The 13,519-nt window shown below is 70.8% G+C and carries 15 protein-coding genes and 1 tRNA gene; 13 read left to right on the top strand and 3 right to left on the bottom strand.

Annotated features, from left to right (window positions below; all coding sequences use genetic code 11):
* Positions 1–436: 436 nt before the first annotated feature.
* The 9 genes from H577_RS0102525 (at position 437) to H577_RS17510 (ending at position 7,547) form a co-directional block, all read left to right on the top strand.
* Positions 437–1,498: an aldo/keto reductase gene (locus H577_RS0102525; protein WP_029144616.1), complete on the top strand. Its 1,062-nt coding sequence runs from the start codon at positions 437–439 to the stop codon at positions 1,496–1,498.
* Positions 1,495–2,430 carry a 4-(cytidine 5'-diphospho)-2-C-methyl-D-erythritol kinase gene (locus H577_RS0102520; protein ID WP_029144615.1) on the top strand — a complete coding sequence of 312 codons (936 nt, stop codon included), beginning with the start codon at positions 1,495–1,497 and terminating at the stop codon, positions 2,428–2,430. Before H577_RS0102525 ends, H577_RS0102520 begins: the two co-directional genes overlap by 4 nt.
* 43 nt (positions 2,431–2,473) lie before the next feature.
* Positions 2,474–3,787: a GNAT family N-acetyltransferase gene (locus H577_RS0102515; RefSeq protein WP_029144614.1), complete on the top strand. Its 1,314-nt coding sequence runs from the start codon at positions 2,474–2,476 to the stop codon at positions 3,785–3,787.
* 65 nt (positions 3,788–3,852) lie between these two features.
* A complete protein-coding gene (locus H577_RS0102510) occupies positions 3,853–4,155 on the top strand; it encodes a DUF427 domain-containing protein (RefSeq protein ID WP_029144613.1) in 303 nt (100 codons plus the stop codon).
* A gap of 28 nt (positions 4,156–4,183) precedes the next feature.
* Positions 4,184–5,011, top strand: a complete 828-nt coding sequence (locus H577_RS0102505; RefSeq protein WP_029144612.1) for an ABC transporter ATP-binding protein — start codon at positions 4,184–4,186, stop codon at positions 5,009–5,011.
* On the top strand, positions 5,008–5,685 hold the full coding sequence (locus tag H577_RS0102500) for an ABC transporter permease (protein ID WP_029144611.1): 678 nt from the start codon (positions 5,008–5,010) through the stop codon (positions 5,683–5,685). The genes H577_RS0102505 and H577_RS0102500 overlap by 4 nt, the downstream gene beginning before the upstream one ends.
* Entirely contained in the window at positions 5,682–6,392 is a 711-nt protein-coding gene (locus H577_RS0102495) for an ABC transporter permease (protein ID WP_029144610.1), read from the top strand. The genes H577_RS0102500 and H577_RS0102495 overlap by 4 nt, the downstream gene beginning before the upstream one ends.
* Positions 6,393–6,460: 68 nt before the next feature.
* On the top strand, positions 6,461–7,369 hold the full coding sequence (locus tag H577_RS0102490) for an ABC transporter substrate-binding protein (RefSeq protein ID WP_029144609.1): 909 nt from the start codon (positions 6,461–6,463) through the stop codon (positions 7,367–7,369).
* 22 nt (positions 7,370–7,391) lie between these two features.
* On the top strand, positions 7,392–7,547 hold the full coding sequence (locus H577_RS17510) for a hypothetical protein (RefSeq protein WP_156876527.1): 156 nt from the start codon (positions 7,392–7,394) through the stop codon (positions 7,545–7,547).
* Between the two features lie 61 nt (positions 7,548–7,608).
* Here H577_RS17510 and H577_RS0102480 read toward each other — a convergent pair whose 3' ends face one another.
* Positions 7,609–9,444 carry an ABC-F family ATP-binding cassette domain-containing protein gene (locus H577_RS0102480; RefSeq protein ID WP_029144608.1) on the bottom strand — a complete coding sequence of 612 codons (1,836 nt, stop codon included), beginning with the start codon at positions 9,442–9,444 and terminating at the stop codon, positions 7,609–7,611.
* A 22-nt stretch (positions 9,445–9,466) separates the two neighbouring features.
* Positions 9,467–9,649, bottom strand: a complete 183-nt coding sequence (locus tag H577_RS14815; protein WP_036283308.1) for a hypothetical protein — start codon at positions 9,647–9,649, stop codon at positions 9,467–9,469.
* Between the two features lie 62 nt (positions 9,650–9,711).
* Between H577_RS14815 and H577_RS14810 the strand changes: the two genes are divergently transcribed.
* Complete coding sequence (locus H577_RS14810) at positions 9,712–10,332, top strand: flavin reductase family protein (RefSeq protein ID WP_051191624.1); 621 nt, start codon at positions 9,712–9,714, stop codon at positions 10,330–10,332.
* A gap of 73 nt (positions 10,333–10,405) precedes the next feature.
* Here the strand turns inward: H577_RS14810 and H577_RS0102465 are convergent, their stop codons facing one another.
* Positions 10,406–10,903, bottom strand: a complete 498-nt coding sequence (locus H577_RS0102465) for a MarR family winged helix-turn-helix transcriptional regulator (RefSeq protein WP_029144607.1) — start codon at positions 10,901–10,903, stop codon at positions 10,406–10,408.
* 70 nt (positions 10,904–10,973) lie between these two features.
* Here H577_RS0102465 and H577_RS0102460 point away from each other — a divergent pair.
* From H577_RS0102460 to H577_RS0102450, 3 genes are all read left to right on the top strand, one after another.
* Positions 10,974–11,045: transfer RNA gene (locus tag H577_RS0102460), tRNA-Gln, on the top strand.
* A gap of 1 nt (position 11,046) precedes the next feature.
* Entirely contained in the window at positions 11,047–12,507 is a 1,461-nt protein-coding gene (gene glmU, locus H577_RS0102455) for a bifunctional UDP-N-acetylglucosamine diphosphorylase/glucosamine-1-phosphate N-acetyltransferase GlmU (protein ID WP_029144606.1), read from the top strand.
* Positions 12,482–13,516, top strand: a complete 1,035-nt coding sequence (locus H577_RS0102450) for a ribose-phosphate diphosphokinase (RefSeq protein WP_029144605.1) — start codon at positions 12,482–12,484, stop codon at positions 13,514–13,516. Before glmU ends, H577_RS0102450 begins: the two co-directional genes overlap by 26 nt.
* The last annotated feature ends 3 nt before the right edge of the window (positions 13,517–13,519 follow it).

Below are 13,519 nucleotides of genomic sequence, written 5' to 3'. Positions count from 1 at the left end.
AGATAGATTCGAAAAGACAACCCCGAAGTGCGAAAATACGAGGAGAATCTTCTCTGTGCGACGTGAAGGGAGCAGGCAGAGCCGCCGCGAGCTGCGTACATTCGAACGAGGCAACCCAGCGTCGCACCTGCGTCCACGCCCGAGCGCTTCGCGCTGATCCACCGCCTGCTACTGCCGTCGTCCAGCCGAGCACCTGCGTTCACGCCCGAGCGCACCACCCTGATCCACGGCCTGCCGCCGCCGTCGTCCAGGCGAGCACCCGCGCCACTTCGCTCACCACCTGGTGGGCACGGCCCGCCACCGCAGTCGTGCAGGCGAGCACCCGCGTCACGTCCCCCACCACCTGGTGGGCACGGCCTGCCACTGCCGTCGGCCAGGCGAGCACCCGTGTCACGACCCTCACCACCTGGCGGGCACCGCCCGCTAGCCTGGAGGGGTGAGCGACCGTTTCCAGAGCGATCTCGACGACATCCACCGCCCCTACACCGCCGCAGCCGACCGATACACCGGAACCGAGTACCGGCAAGTGGGCACCTCCGGCCTCTACCTGCCGCCGATCTCGTTGGGGCTGTGGTGGAACTTCGGCGACAACATCCCCTTCGACCGGCAGCGGGAACTGCTGCGGCACGCGTTCGACGCGGGGATCACCCATTTCGACCTGGCGAACAACTACGGACCGCCGTACGGATCGGCCGAGACCAACTTCGGCCGCATGATGCGCGAGGACTTCCGGCCGTACCGCGACGAACTGATCATCTCGTCGAAGGCCGGCTGGGACATGTGGCCCGGCCCCTACGGCGACCTGGGCAGTCGCAAGTACATCCTGGCCAGCGCCGACCAGTCACTGCGGCGCATGGGACTGGACTACGTCGACATCTTCTACTCGCACCGTGTCGACCCGGTCACCCCCGTCGAGGAGACCATCGGGGCGCTGGACACCCTGGTGCGCCAGGGCAAAGCCCTGTATGTGGGCATCTCGTCGTACAGCGCCGAACGCACCGCCGCGGCCAAGGCGGTCGCCCGGAGCCTGGGCACCCCGCTGGTGATCCACCAGCCGGCGTACTCGATCCTGAACCGCTGGGTCGAGGACGGACTGACCGGCGTGCTGCGGCAGGAGGGGATGGGCGCGATCGCGTTCACCCCGCTCGCGCAGGGTCTGCTCACCTCGAAGTACCTCGGCGACGGCACCGCCGAGCGCGCCCAGCAGCGTTCGTCCCTGCCGGAAGGCCGGCTGTCGGAGAAGGCACTGGCCGCGCTGCGCGGCCTCGACGTGATCGCGAAGGAGCGCGGCCAGACCCTCGCGCAGATGGCGCTGCAGTGGGTGCTGCGTGAGCCGGTCGTCGCCTCGGCGCTGATCGGGGCGTCGCGCCCGGCTCAGCTCGACGAGAACCTCGGCGCGCTGAACGGTCCGGCCTTCGTCACCGAAGAGATCGAGCGCATCGACGCACTGAGCGACTCGATCGACGTCGACCTGTGGGCGGAGTCCTCGACACTGTGAGCGAAGCCGTCCTGCTCGAGCGCGTGCACGCGCGCGCGCCCGGCAAGATCAACGTCTTCTTCGAGGTGGGCCCGCCCGGTGCGGACGGGTACCACGAGGTCGCCTCCGCCTACCAGGCGGTGTCGGCCTATGAAGACGTCTGGGCCACCGCATCCGACGGATTCACCGTCGAGGTGACCGGTACCGTCGACGTCAGCGGCGTTCCACTCGACGACGGCAACCTGGCCGTGCGTGCGGCGCGGCTGCTGGCCGAGCACATCGGCTACGACGGCGGCGTGCACCTGCGCGTGCACAAGGGCGTGCCGGTCGCCGGCGGCATGGGCGGCGGGTCGGCGGATGCCGCAGCCGCACTCGTCGCCTGCGACGCGCTGTGGGGCGCCGGGCTGTCGACCCACGAGCTGCAACGGCTGGGAGCACGGTTGGGCGCCGACGTGCCGTTCGCCCTGCTGGGCGGCACCGCCGTCGGCACCGGACGCGGTGAGCAGTTGAGCCCGGCGCTGGCGCGCGGCCGGTTCGACTGGGTGCTGGTGATCAGCGACGAGGGGCTGTCGACCCCCGAGGTGTACGCCGAGCTCGACGAGTACCGTTCCGGCCCCGGGGCGCACGTGCCCCGCGCGCCTGCGCGGCCCGCGGTGTTCCCGCCGGTGCTGCAGGCGCTGCGCCAGGGCGACGCCCGCATGCTCGGCGCCACCGCGCACAACGATCTCACCGACGCGGCGCTGCGGCGCCGGCCCGAGCTGGACGACATCATCAACCTCGGCCTGGACGAGGGTGCCCTCACCGGCATCGTCTCCGGCTCGGGCCCCACCCTGGCGTTCCTCGCCGACGACGAACAGGCCGCGCTCGCCCTGCAGGTGACCTTCAGCGCAGCCGGCCACCAGACGCTGCACGTGCACGGTCCCGTGCCCGGCGCCCACCTGCTGACGAGCTGAATCCGCGCCCGCGCGGTTGCCGCATCCCACCCGGAAGGACCCCATGGACACCGATCCGATCCGCCACCACGACGGCCCGGTCGACCCGGCCGCCGCGGCAACCCTCGCCGCGACCGGACTGCAGCTGCGCACGGTCGCGAACGACGGCCCCGGGTTCGCCGGCTGGTCGCAGGCGGCCGCCCGGGGCTTTCTCGACCCGGAGCGCACGCCCGCGCAGGTGGATGCGTCCGCGGCATCCGGTCGGCACCGCCGGCTGATCGGCGTGTTCGACCCCGACAGCCCGCTCGAGGACGTGCCGGTCGGCACGTTCGCGACGTGGCTCACCGAACTGACCGTGCCCGGTGGCCGCACCGTGCCGATGCTGGCGGTCAGCGCGGTCACCGTCGCGCCCACCCACCGCGGTCGCGGCATCGCGCGCGCGATGATGGAGGGCGAGCTGCGCCACGCCGCCCGATCGGGCGTGCCGGTGGCGGGCCTGACCGCCAGCGAGTCGACCCTGTACGGGCGGTACGGGTTCGCCCCCGCCGCATGGGCGGCGACCTGGCGCATCGAGGCGCGCCGTGCCGGCTGGGTCGGGCCCGACGCGCCCGGCCGCGTCGACTTCGTCTCGCGCGAGGTCGCGCGCCACGTGCTGCCGCTGCTGCACGAGCGCATCCGGCCGCACCGGCCCGGTGAGATCGCGGTGCCGGACGGAGTCTGGGACCGGCTGGCGGGGGTGAACCCCGCAGCCGAGAACCCCGGCCGCATCCGCGCCGTGCAGTACACCGACGTCACCGGTCAGGCCCGCGGCATCCTGCTGTACACGGCGACCGAGAACGAGGACGACTACACGAAATCGTCGGTGCACGTGGTGTATCTGCTGGCCGAAGACCGCGACGCCTACGCCGCGCTGTGGCGGTACGTGCTCGAGTTGCCCCTGATCGGCACCGTGACCGCGCGCGAACTCGCCGTCGACGAGCCGCTGCTGTGGATGATCGCCGACCAGCGCGCCGCGCAGATCACGCTCGCCGACCACCACTGGATCCGGCTGCTCGACGTGCCCGCCGCTCTCGCGGCGCGGGGATACGACACGCCCGGCGCGCTCGCCGTCGACATCGACGATCCACTCGGGCTGACCGGCGGCCGGTGGCTGCTCGAGTCCGCCGGCGGCGAGGGGCGGGTACGTCCCGACGACGGCCCCGACGCCGGCGATGTGCCGCTCGTGCGCGCCGGTGTCGCGGAGTTGTCGGCCGTGTACCTCGGCGGCGTCTGCCCGGCCGCACTCGCCGCCGCCGGGCGGATCGAGGCGACGGATGCCACGGCCGCGGCACACCTGTTCGCCGCACGGGACGCACCCCGGCTCAGCATCTGGTACTGACCGGTGTCTCAGGGCTGGGCTACCCTCGAAGGCACGCGAAAAACGAGCGGCACGGAGGCACGACCATGAAGGCACGACTCGGTGAGACCACCATCGCCCAGGCGGACGAGGCCGATCTGATCCGCATCGAGGGCAATTGGTACTTCCCCCCGGAATCCGTCGACTTCGACCTGCTGCAGACCAGTGACACGCCGTACACCTGCCCGTGGAAGGGGGAGTGCCAGTACTACTCGGTGAAGGTCGGCAACGAGGTGCTGAAGGACCGGGCGTGGGCGTACCCGACGCCGTATCCCAGCGCCATCGACAAGGTGGGGCGGAATTTCTCCGGGTACGTCGCGTTCTGGAAAGAAGTCGAGGTCGTCGACTGAGCCCCGCACGCGACGGACGGAGAACCGGATGATCGAGTTCCGCGGCGTGCAGAAGCGCTTCGCCGACGGCACCGAGGCCGTCCGCGACTTCGATCTGGTCATCCCCGCGCACCGGACCACCGTGTTCGTCGGGTCGAGCGGCTGCGGCAAGACGACGCTGCTGCGCATGATCAACCGGATGGTCGATCCCACCGGCGGCGTGATCGAGATCGACGGCGACGACATCGCCTCGCGCCCCGCGGTCGCCCTGCGGCGCAGCATCGGCTACGTCATGCAGAACTCCGGGCTGCTGCCCCACCTGACCGTCGAAGACAACATCGCGATCGTGCCGGTGCTGCAGGGCACGAAGAAGAAGGATGCCCGGGCCCGGGCGCGCGAGCTGATGCACACCGTGGGCCTCGACGAGCAGATGGCGACCCGCTACCCGAGCCAGCTCTCGGGCGGCCAGCAGCAGCGGGTGGGCGTCGCGCGGGGGCTGGCCGCCGACCCGAACATCCTGCTGATGGACGAGCCGTTCGGCGCCGTCGACCCGATCGTGCGCGCCGAGTTGCAGCAGGAGCTGATGCGGCTGCAGAGCGAGATCGGCAAGACCATCGTGTTCGTCACGCACGACGTCGACGAGGCGTTCCTGCTCGGCGACCAGGTCGTGCTGCTGCAGGTCGGGGCCCAGATCGCCCAGGTCGGCACGCCCAGCGAGATCATCGAGGCGCCCGCGAGCGACTTCGTGTCGAGCTTCATCGGCGCCGAACGCGGCCGCCGGGCACTGCGCCTGAAGCAGACCTCGCGCGGCACCGTGGTCGTCGACGCGCAGGGGCGCACCCAGGGCGCCCTCGTCGAGGACGGAGACGGCGGGTGAGCTGGATCGCCGACAATCTCGGATCGATCCTCGACCTGTCGCTCGTGCACGTGCGGCAGAGCGCGATCCCGATCGTGCTCGCCTTCGTGATCTCGATCCCGCTCGGCTGGGCGGCGTGGCGGTACCGGCTGCTGCACGGCCCGATCCTCGTGGTCACCGGGCTGCTCTACACGATCCCGTCGCTGGCACTCCTGATCCTGCTGCCGCTGTTTCTCGGCATCAGCGTGCTCAGCGACGTGAACCTCATCGTCGCGCTGACCCTGTACGGCATCGCGCTCATGGTGCGGGCCGTCGCCGACGGACTCGCGTCGGTCGACGCCGACGTACGGCTCGCGTCGGTGGCGATGGGGTACGGGCCGCTGCGCCGGTTCTGGACGGTGGATCTGCCGTTGGCGGGTCCGGTGATCCTGGCCGGCCTGCGGGTGATGGCCTCGAGCACGATCGGGCTCGCCACCGTCGGGATCCTGGTCGGCGTCACGAACCTCGGCTACTTCTTCACGAACGGCCTGCAGCGGCGCATCCTCGTCGAAGTGTTCACCGGCATCGTGGCGGTGATCGTGATCGCCGTCGTCGTCGACCTGCTGTTGGTGCTGGCCGGGCGCCTGCTCATGCCGTGGGCACGGGCATCCCGGCGCCCGCGGCGCGCGGCGCGGCTTGCGGAGGCGACGGCATGAACTACCTCGTCGACGCGATCCGCTGGATCCTCTCCGGTGATCTGTCGGGCACCGACCCGATTCCGGTCGGCCTCGGTGTGCATCTGCTGTTCACCGCCGTGTCGGTGGCCGCAGCCGCCGTGGTCGCGGTGCCGATCGGCTGGCTGATCGGGCACACCGGCCGCGGACGCGACATCGCCGTCGCGATCTCGGGGGCGGCGCGCGCGATCCCGTCGTTCGGGTTGTTCATCCTGCTCGTGCTGCTGATGGGCGTGATCCACAAACCCGAGGCGGCGGTGGTGACGTTCGTCGTGCTGGGCATCCCGTCGATCCTCGCCGGCGCGTACTCCGGCTTCGAGGCGATCGACCGTTCCGTCATCGACGCCGGGTATGCGATGGGAATGACGCCCTGGCAGGTGTTGTGGCGCATCGAGGTGCCGTTGGGGATGCCGCTGCTGGTCGCCGGCATCCGCTCCGCCGTGCTGCAGGTCGTCGCCACGGTGACCATCGCCGCGTACGTCGGCATCGGCGGGCTCGGCCAGTACATCATCACCGGGCTGCCGCTCGGCCGGTTCGACATGGTGCTGGCAGGGGCCCTGCTCGTCGCGGCGCTGGCACTGGTGCTCGACGGGCTGTTCGCGCTGTTGCAGCGTGTCGTGGTGCCACGGGGCGTGCGGGCGCGTCCCGCGCGGCCGCGGCATCCCGCCCCCGAACCGCAGACCGCATGAGACCGACCCAACCCGACCCCGACAGTCCCCACAGAACCCCGACAGTCCCCAACAGAAGGAGAAGCACCATGATCACCGCGAAGAAGACCATCGCCGTCGCTGCCGCGATCGTCGGTGCGGCGCTGGCCCTCGGCGGCTGCGCGTCGAGCAACCCCCTCGACAAGCCGTCCGGCGGCAGCAGCGGGGATTCGTCCGCGATCGTCGTGGGCTCGCAGAGCTATCCGTCCAACGAGATCATCGCCGAGACCTACGCGCAGGCGCTCGAGGGCGCCGGACTGAAGGTGCAGCGCAAGTTCAACATCGGCCAGCGGGATGCCTACATGAAGGCGATCGAGGACGGCGAGGTGCAGGTGTTCCCGGAGTACACCGGCAACCTGCTGCAGTGGCTCGACAAGACCGCCACCGCCACCACGCCCGATGACGTCTACGCGGCACTGCAGAAGGCGATGCCCGCCGGGCTCACCGTGCTCGACAAAGCGACCGCCACCGACCAGGACTCGTACACGGTCACCAAGGCGTTCGCCGACAAATACCACCTCGTCTCGATCGCCGATCTCGCGAACGTCACCGAGCCGCTCGTGCTCGGCGGAAACGCGGAGCTGGCCGATCGCCCGTACGGCCCGAAGGGGCTGAAGAAGGTCTACGGCATCGACATCGGGTTCAAGGGCACCGGTGACACCACGTTGGAGGACCTGCTTGCCGGCACCGTGAACGTGGCCGACATCTACACCTCGCAGCCCGAGATCAAGACGAAGGACCTCGTCGTGCTGCAGGACCCGAAGGGCATGATCCTCGCATCCAACGTGGTGCCGGTGGTGAACAAGGATGTCGAGGCCAAGGTCGCCGACGTGATCAACGCCGTGCAGGCCAAGCTCACCCCGGAGGCCCTGGTCGACATGAACGTGCAGAACACCGTCGACCAGAAGTCCGCCGCCGACATCGCCAAGAAGTTCCTCGCCGACAACGGGCTGAAATAGGTCATCCACAGATTCCGGACGGATGACCCCGTCCGACTTCGTGGCCCGCGAGCTCACGCAGCTCGTGCGGTACCGCTCCAACGCCGAGATCGGCGCGGCGTCGCGTGCGCACGGCGACGCGCTCGACCCCGACGAGATCGTGCGTCTCGTGCACGAAGGGCGAGAGGATCGTGACTGAGGCGACCACCGACTCGCGCGCGCGGCGCGGCGCTACTGCGACGTCCGGCCGATCTGACCGCTCACTCCAACTGCTCGGAGAGCTCCAGCCAGCGCTCCTCGAGCCGGGCCGTCTCGTCGGTCAGTGCGTCCCGATCGCGCTGCAGGGCGAGCAGTGCGGTGTAGTCGTCGTGCGCGGCGGCCAGCCGATCGTCGAGTCGCCCGATCTCGCCCTGCAGCTTCTGCAAGCGCCGGTCGATCGCCGACAGTTCCTTCTGCGCGGCGCGCCGGTCGGCACCCGAGAGCCCGTCAGGCTCGCGGACCGGGGCACTCCCGGACGAGTCACCCGGTTTCGCCCGCTCGAGGACGGGGAGCGCCGCGCGGAGCTTCAGGTACTCGTCGACGCCGCCCGGCAGGTGACGCAACCGCCCGGCACCGTCGGCACCGGCGAGAATCCCGTACTGCTGGTCGGTGACCCGTTCCACGAAGTACCGGTCGTGCGAGACCACCAGGAGCGTCCCCGGCCACGAGTCGAGCAGTTCCTCCATCGCCGCGAGCATGTCGGTGTCGAGGTCGTTCGTCGGCTCGTCCAGGATGAGCACGTTCGGTTGGCTCAGCAGGACGAGCAGCAGCTGCAACCGCCGCTTCTGCCCGCCCGACAGGTCCTTCACCGGCGTCGACAGCTGCGCCGACGAGAACCCCATCCGTTCCAGCAGCTGCCCCGGCGTCAACTCGGCCGCCTTCGACCCGGTGCCGAACGTGTACGTGGTGCGGAGCTTGTCGAGCACGATCCGCACCGGCTTGTCGAGGTGTTCGGTCAGCTCGTCCATCCGCTGTGACAGGGTCGCGACCTGCACGGTCTTGCCGCGCTTCACACGTCCGCCGGTAGGCGCCACAGTGCCGGCCACCAGGCCCAGCAGCGTCGATTTGCCGGCGCCGTTGACCCCGAGGATGCCGGTGCGCTCCCCGGGTGCGATGCGCCACTCGACCCGGTGCAGCACCTCGTGCGGCGTGCCGGTGTCGGGGTCGGGGTAGGCGACGGATGCCTCGAGCAGATCGACGACGTCCTTGCCCAGGCGTGCGGTGGCCAGCGCGCGCAGCGCCACCTCGTCGCGCAGTGGCGGGACGTCGGCGATCAGTGCGTTCGCCGCGTCGATGCGGAACTTCGGCTTCGAGGTGCGTGCCGGCGCGCCCCGGCGCAGCCACGCCAGCTCGCGACGGGCGAGGTTCTGCCGGCGTGCCTCGATCGCCGCCGCCTGCCGGTCGCGCTCCACGCGCTGCAGGATGTACGCGGCGTACCCGCCCTCGAACGGCTCGACCGTCCGGTCGTGCACCTCCCAGGTGTCGGTGCACACCTCGTCGAGGAACCACCGGTCGTGCGTGACCACCAGCAGTGCCCCGGTGCCCGCGGTCCACCGTGTCTTCACGTGCCGCGCCAGCCAGGCGATGCCTTCCACATCGAGGTGGTTGGTGGGCTCGTCCAGGGCGATCACGTCGAGGTCCTGCGCGAGCAGTGCAGCCAGTGCGACCCGGCGTCGCTGCCCGCCCGACAGCGTCCCGATCCGGCCGTCCCACGGCAGGTCGGTCACCAGCCCCGCCAGCACGTCGCGCACGCGGGGCTCGCCCGCCCACACGTGCTCGGGCGCGTCGCCGACGATCGCGTGGCCGACGGTGTCGTCGTCGTCCAGGGCGTCATGCTGCTCGAGCACGCCGATGCGCAGCCCGCCGCGCATCGTGACCTGCCCGGAATCGGGCTCGAGCCGGCCGGTCAGCATCGCGAGCAGGCTCGACTTGCCGTCGCCGTTGCGGCCGACGATGCCGATGCGGTCGCCGGCGTCCACGCCCAGCGACACCTCGTCGAACACGACCCGGGTCGGGTATTCCAGGTGCAGGGCCTGGGCCCCGAGAAGATGTGCCATAACCGTTCCAGGCTAGGGCAGGTCAGTCGTCGCCCTCGCGACGGGTGCCGCCGCACCGCCAGCACGCGGTGCCCGGCGGGCCCTCGATGAACGCGCCGCACTCGGCGCACAGGCTCGGCAGCCAGCAGGCGGCGTCGCCTGCGGGCTCGGCGGGCGTGCCGTCGACGGATGCCTCCGGCTGCGGCATCCACGCATCATCGGTCATGCTCCCATCATGCCCCCGTCATCTCGCGTCAGGTCCGGTGCGCCGGCTGATACGTTCGGGCCATGGCACACGTCGTCGCGAACCCGCACGTCCTCTACGTCGGAACGCCCGCCCTGCTGGTGGCCTCGACGAACGCCGACGGGTCGCCGAACCTCGCGCCCGCCTCGTCGTCGTGGGCGCTGGGACGGATGCTGTGCCTGGGAATCGAGGCCGACGGTCAGACCGCGCTGAACATGGCCGCGCGTGCCGGCATCACCGTGAATTATCCATCGGCGCCGCTGTGGCCCGCGCTGGTGCGGCTGTCGCACCTGACCGGGCGCAGCCCGGTGCCCGAGGCCAAGCGCGACCGGTACACCTACGAGCACGACAAGTTCGCCGCCGCCCGGCTCACGCCGCAGCGCTCCGACCTCGTCGACGCCCCGCGGGTGCGCGAATGCGCGCTGCAGTTCGAGGCCATGGTGCGGCGCATGACCCCGGGACTGGACCGGTCGTACTTCATGGTCGAGGCCGAGGTGGTGCGCGTGCACGCCGACGAGGCGATCGTGCAGGACGGCACCGGCGAGATCGACCCGCGCGCCTGGCATCCGCTGGTGTACGCGTTCCGTCACTTCTTCGACCGGGGCGCCGAGGCCGGGTGGCTGCCCTCGAGCCGGATCGCCGAGCATCCGCCGGTCATCGACTGACGCGCCTGATCCGCCATCGCCCGCCGCGGCGCGCCGTCGGTTACGCGCCGCCGCGCCGCCGGCGGCACCGCAGTCAGGTGTCGAAGCCGAGGCTGAGCTTGCGCAGCAGCCCCGCCAGCCGTTCTCGGTCGGTGCGGCTCAGGCCCGACAGCAGGGTCGCCTCGGCATCCACCAGGCGCGTGATCGCGGCATCCACCCGCGTCTTGCCGTCGCCGGTGAGCACGACCAGGATGCTGCGCCCATCCGCCGGATCCGCCTCCCGGTGCACGAGCCGGCGCCCGACGAGCCGGTCGATGCGGTTCGTCATGGTGCCGCTGGAGACCAGGGTCTGCTGCAGCAGCTGCTTCGGGGTCAGCCGGAACGGCTCGCCGGCCCGCCGCAGTGCCGAGAGCACATCCCACTCCCACGGCTCCAGCTCGCTGCGCCGGAATGCTTCGCGACGGGCGCGGTCCAGGTGCCGCGAGAGCCGGTCCACGCGCGAGAGCACCTCCAGCGGCGAGAAGTCCAGATCGGGACGCTGCGAGACCCACGCCCGGACGATACGGTCGACTTCGTCGGTGGGGGCGGTCACGACCTCATTATCGGCCAGTCGGCGTGCCCGGCGCGATCTGGCAGACTTGATCGGGCCGCGGATGCGGCGGTCCGCCGTGGTGTAATGGCAGCACGACAGCCTTTGGAGCTGTGAGGTCTAGGTTCGAGTCCTGGCGGCGGAGCATGACAGACAACCAGCTCGCCATCGTCATCCTCGCGGCCGGCCAGGGCACGCGCATGAAATCGTCGCTGCCGAAGGTGCTGCACCGCATCGGCGGGCGCTCGCTGGTCGGGCATGTGCTCGACACGGCTGCCCGTCTGCACCCGGCCGACACGGTCGTGGTGGTGCGGCACGAACGCGACCTCGTGGTCGCCGAGGTGACGGATGCCTCACCCACGGCGCGCATCGTCGACCAGGACGAGACCCCGGGCACCGGCCGGGCCGTGCAGCAGGCCCTCGAGGCGCTGGCAGGTTTCGGCGGCGACGTGCTGGTGCTTTCGGGCGATGTGCCGCTGCTGGAGGCGAGCACCCTCGCCGAGCTGCTGAACGCCCACCGCGGCAGCGGCGCCGCGGCCACGGTGCTCAGCGCCACCGTCGACGACCCGCACGGCTACGGCCGGGTGGTGCGCGGCGCCGACGGCGGGGTGCAGCGGATCGTCGAGCAGAAGGACGCCGCCGCGCACGAGGCCGCCATCTGCGAGATCAACGCCGGCGTGTACGTGTTCCGCATCGACGCGCTGCGCGCCGAGCTGCCCGCGGTCGGCACCGACAACGCACAGGGCGAGATGTACCTCACCGACGTGGTCGCCCTGCTGTGTGCGCGGCACGAACCGGTGCAGGCGCTGCCGGCGCCGGATGCCGCGGCCGCGCTGGGCGTCAACGACCGGGTGCAACTGTCCGAGGCGGCGCGCGTGCTCAACGCACGCACCGTGCGGCGCTGGCAGCTGGACGGCGCCACGATCATGGATCCCGCCACCACCTGGATCGACGTGACCGCCACGCTCGCGCCCGATGTCACCGTCCTGCCGAACACGCACATCCTGCGGGCCACCACCGTCGCCGAAGGCGCCGTCGTCGGACCCGACACCAGCCTCGTGGACTGCGAGGTGGGGGAGCGCGCGGTCGTGCGCCGCACCGACGCCACCCTCGCCGTGATCGGCGCCGACGCGAACGTCGGCCCGTTCGCCTACCTGCGGCCGGGCACGCAGCTGGCCGACGGCGGCAAGATCGGCACGTTCGTTGAGACCAAGAACGCGACCATCGGCGCCGGCAGCAAGGTGCCGCACCTGTCGTACATCGGCGACACCACGATCGGGCGCGGCGTGAACCTGGGCGCGGGCGCCATCACCGCCAACTACGACGATCTCACCAAGCACCGCACCGAGATCGGCGACGAGGTGCACACCGGCTCACACAACGTGTTCGTCGCGCCGGTTAGGATCGGAGATGGCGCGAAGACCGGGGCGGGTGCCGTCGTCCGAAAGGATGTGCCCGCCGGAGCCCTGGCCTTGAGCGTGGCACCCCAGCGCAACATCGAGGGGTGGGTCGAGAAGAACCGACCGGGCACGAAGGCGGCTGACGTCGCTGCGCGCGCACGGTCCGCACAGAAGGCGGGCGATGAGCCACAAGGACAAGAAGGTTGATCTCGATCGCGACCGGGGCATAGCGCCCGGACTGGTCGCCAAGACCAAGAAGCGCCTGGTGGTGGCATCCGGGCGTTCGCACCCCGCCCTCGCCGCCGACGTCGCCGCGGCTCTGGGCACCGAGCTGGTGCCCACCGAACACCGCACGTTCGCCTCGGGTGAGATCCTCACCCGGTTCGAGGTGTCGGTGCGCGGCTGCGACGTGTTCCTGGTGCAGTCGTTCGGCCCGCCGGTGAACGAGTGGCTGATGGAGCTGCTGATCATGTTGGATGCCGCCAAGCGCGCATCCGCGAAGCGGATCACCGTCGTGGCGCCGTACTACCCGTACTCGCGGCAGGACAAGAAGGGTCGCGGCCGCGAGCCGATCAGCGCCCGCCTGGTCGCCGACCTGCTGCGCACCGCCGGTGCCGACCGGGTGATGAGCGTCGATCTGCACGCCGCCCAGATCCAGGGCTTCTTCGACGGGCCCGTCGACCACCTGTTCGCCAAGCCGGTGCTGCTCGACCACTTCGTGCGCACCCTCTCCGACGAGGACCGCGCCAAGCTCACCGTCGTCTCGCCCGACACCGGCCGGGTGCGGGTGGCCGACCAGTGGTCCGATTCGCTCGGGGCGCCGCTGGCCATCATCCACAAACGGCGCGACCCGAACGTGGCCAACCAGGTCACCGTGAACGAGATCGTCGGTCGGGTCGACGGACGGGTGTGCCTGCTGGTGGACGACATGATCGACACCGGCGGCACCATCCTCAAGGCCGCGCAGGCGCTCAAAGACAACGGTGCCGAACGGGTGATCGTCGCCGCCACGCACGCGGTGTTCAGCGACCCGGCGACCGAGCGGCTGCAGGACGAGGCGATCGACGAGGTGGTCGTCACCGACACCATCCCGCTGCCGCCCGAGAAGCTGTTCCCGGGTCTGCGCATCCTGCCGATCGCCCCGCTTCTGGCACGGGCGATCCACGAGGTGTTCGTCGACGGCTCGGTGACCAGCATGTTCGACGGCGCGGCCTGATCG

This window comes from Microbacterium luticocti DSM 19459 (assembly GCF_000422405.1).
Classification (GTDB): Bacteria; Actinomycetota; Actinomycetes; order Actinomycetales; family Microbacteriaceae; genus Microbacterium; species Microbacterium luticocti.
This window is presented reverse-complemented; position numbering and strand designations above follow the sequence as displayed.

Coding starts and splice junctions, on each gene's coding strand:
- H577_RS0102515 (WP_029144614.1), top strand. CDS start 2,474: ATGGACACCGATCCGATCCGCCACCACGACGGCCCGGTCGACCCGGCC.
- H577_RS0102510 (WP_029144613.1), top strand. CDS start 3,853: ATGAAGGCACGACTCGGTGAGACCACCATCGCCCAGGCGGACGAGGCC.
- H577_RS0102505 (WP_029144612.1), top strand. CDS start 4,184: ATGATCGAGTTCCGCGGCGTGCAGAAGCGCTTCGCCGACGGCACCGAG.
- H577_RS0102495 (WP_029144610.1), top strand. CDS start 5,682: ATGAACTACCTCGTCGACGCGATCCGCTGGATCCTCTCCGGTGATCTG.
- H577_RS0102490 (WP_029144609.1), top strand. CDS start 6,461: ATGATCACCGCGAAGAAGACCATCGCCGTCGCTGCCGCGATCGTCGGT.
- H577_RS17510 (WP_156876527.1), top strand. CDS start 7,392: ATGACCCCGTCCGACTTCGTGGCCCGCGAGCTCACGCAGCTCGTGCGG.
- H577_RS0102480 (WP_029144608.1), bottom strand. CDS start 9,444: ATGGCACATCTTCTCGGGGCCCAGGCCCTGCACCTGGAATACCCGACC.
- H577_RS14815 (WP_036283308.1), bottom strand. CDS start 9,649: ATGACCGATGATGCGTGGATGCCGCAGCCGGAGGCATCCGTCGACGGC.
- H577_RS14810 (WP_051191624.1), top strand. CDS start 9,712: ATGGCACACGTCGTCGCGAACCCGCACGTCCTCTACGTCGGAACGCCC.
- glmU (WP_029144606.1), top strand. CDS start 11,047: ATGACAGACAACCAGCTCGCCATCGTCATCCTCGCGGCCGGCCAGGGC.
- H577_RS0102450 (WP_029144605.1), top strand. CDS start 12,482: ATGAGCCACAAGGACAAGAAGGTTGATCTCGATCGCGACCGGGGCATA.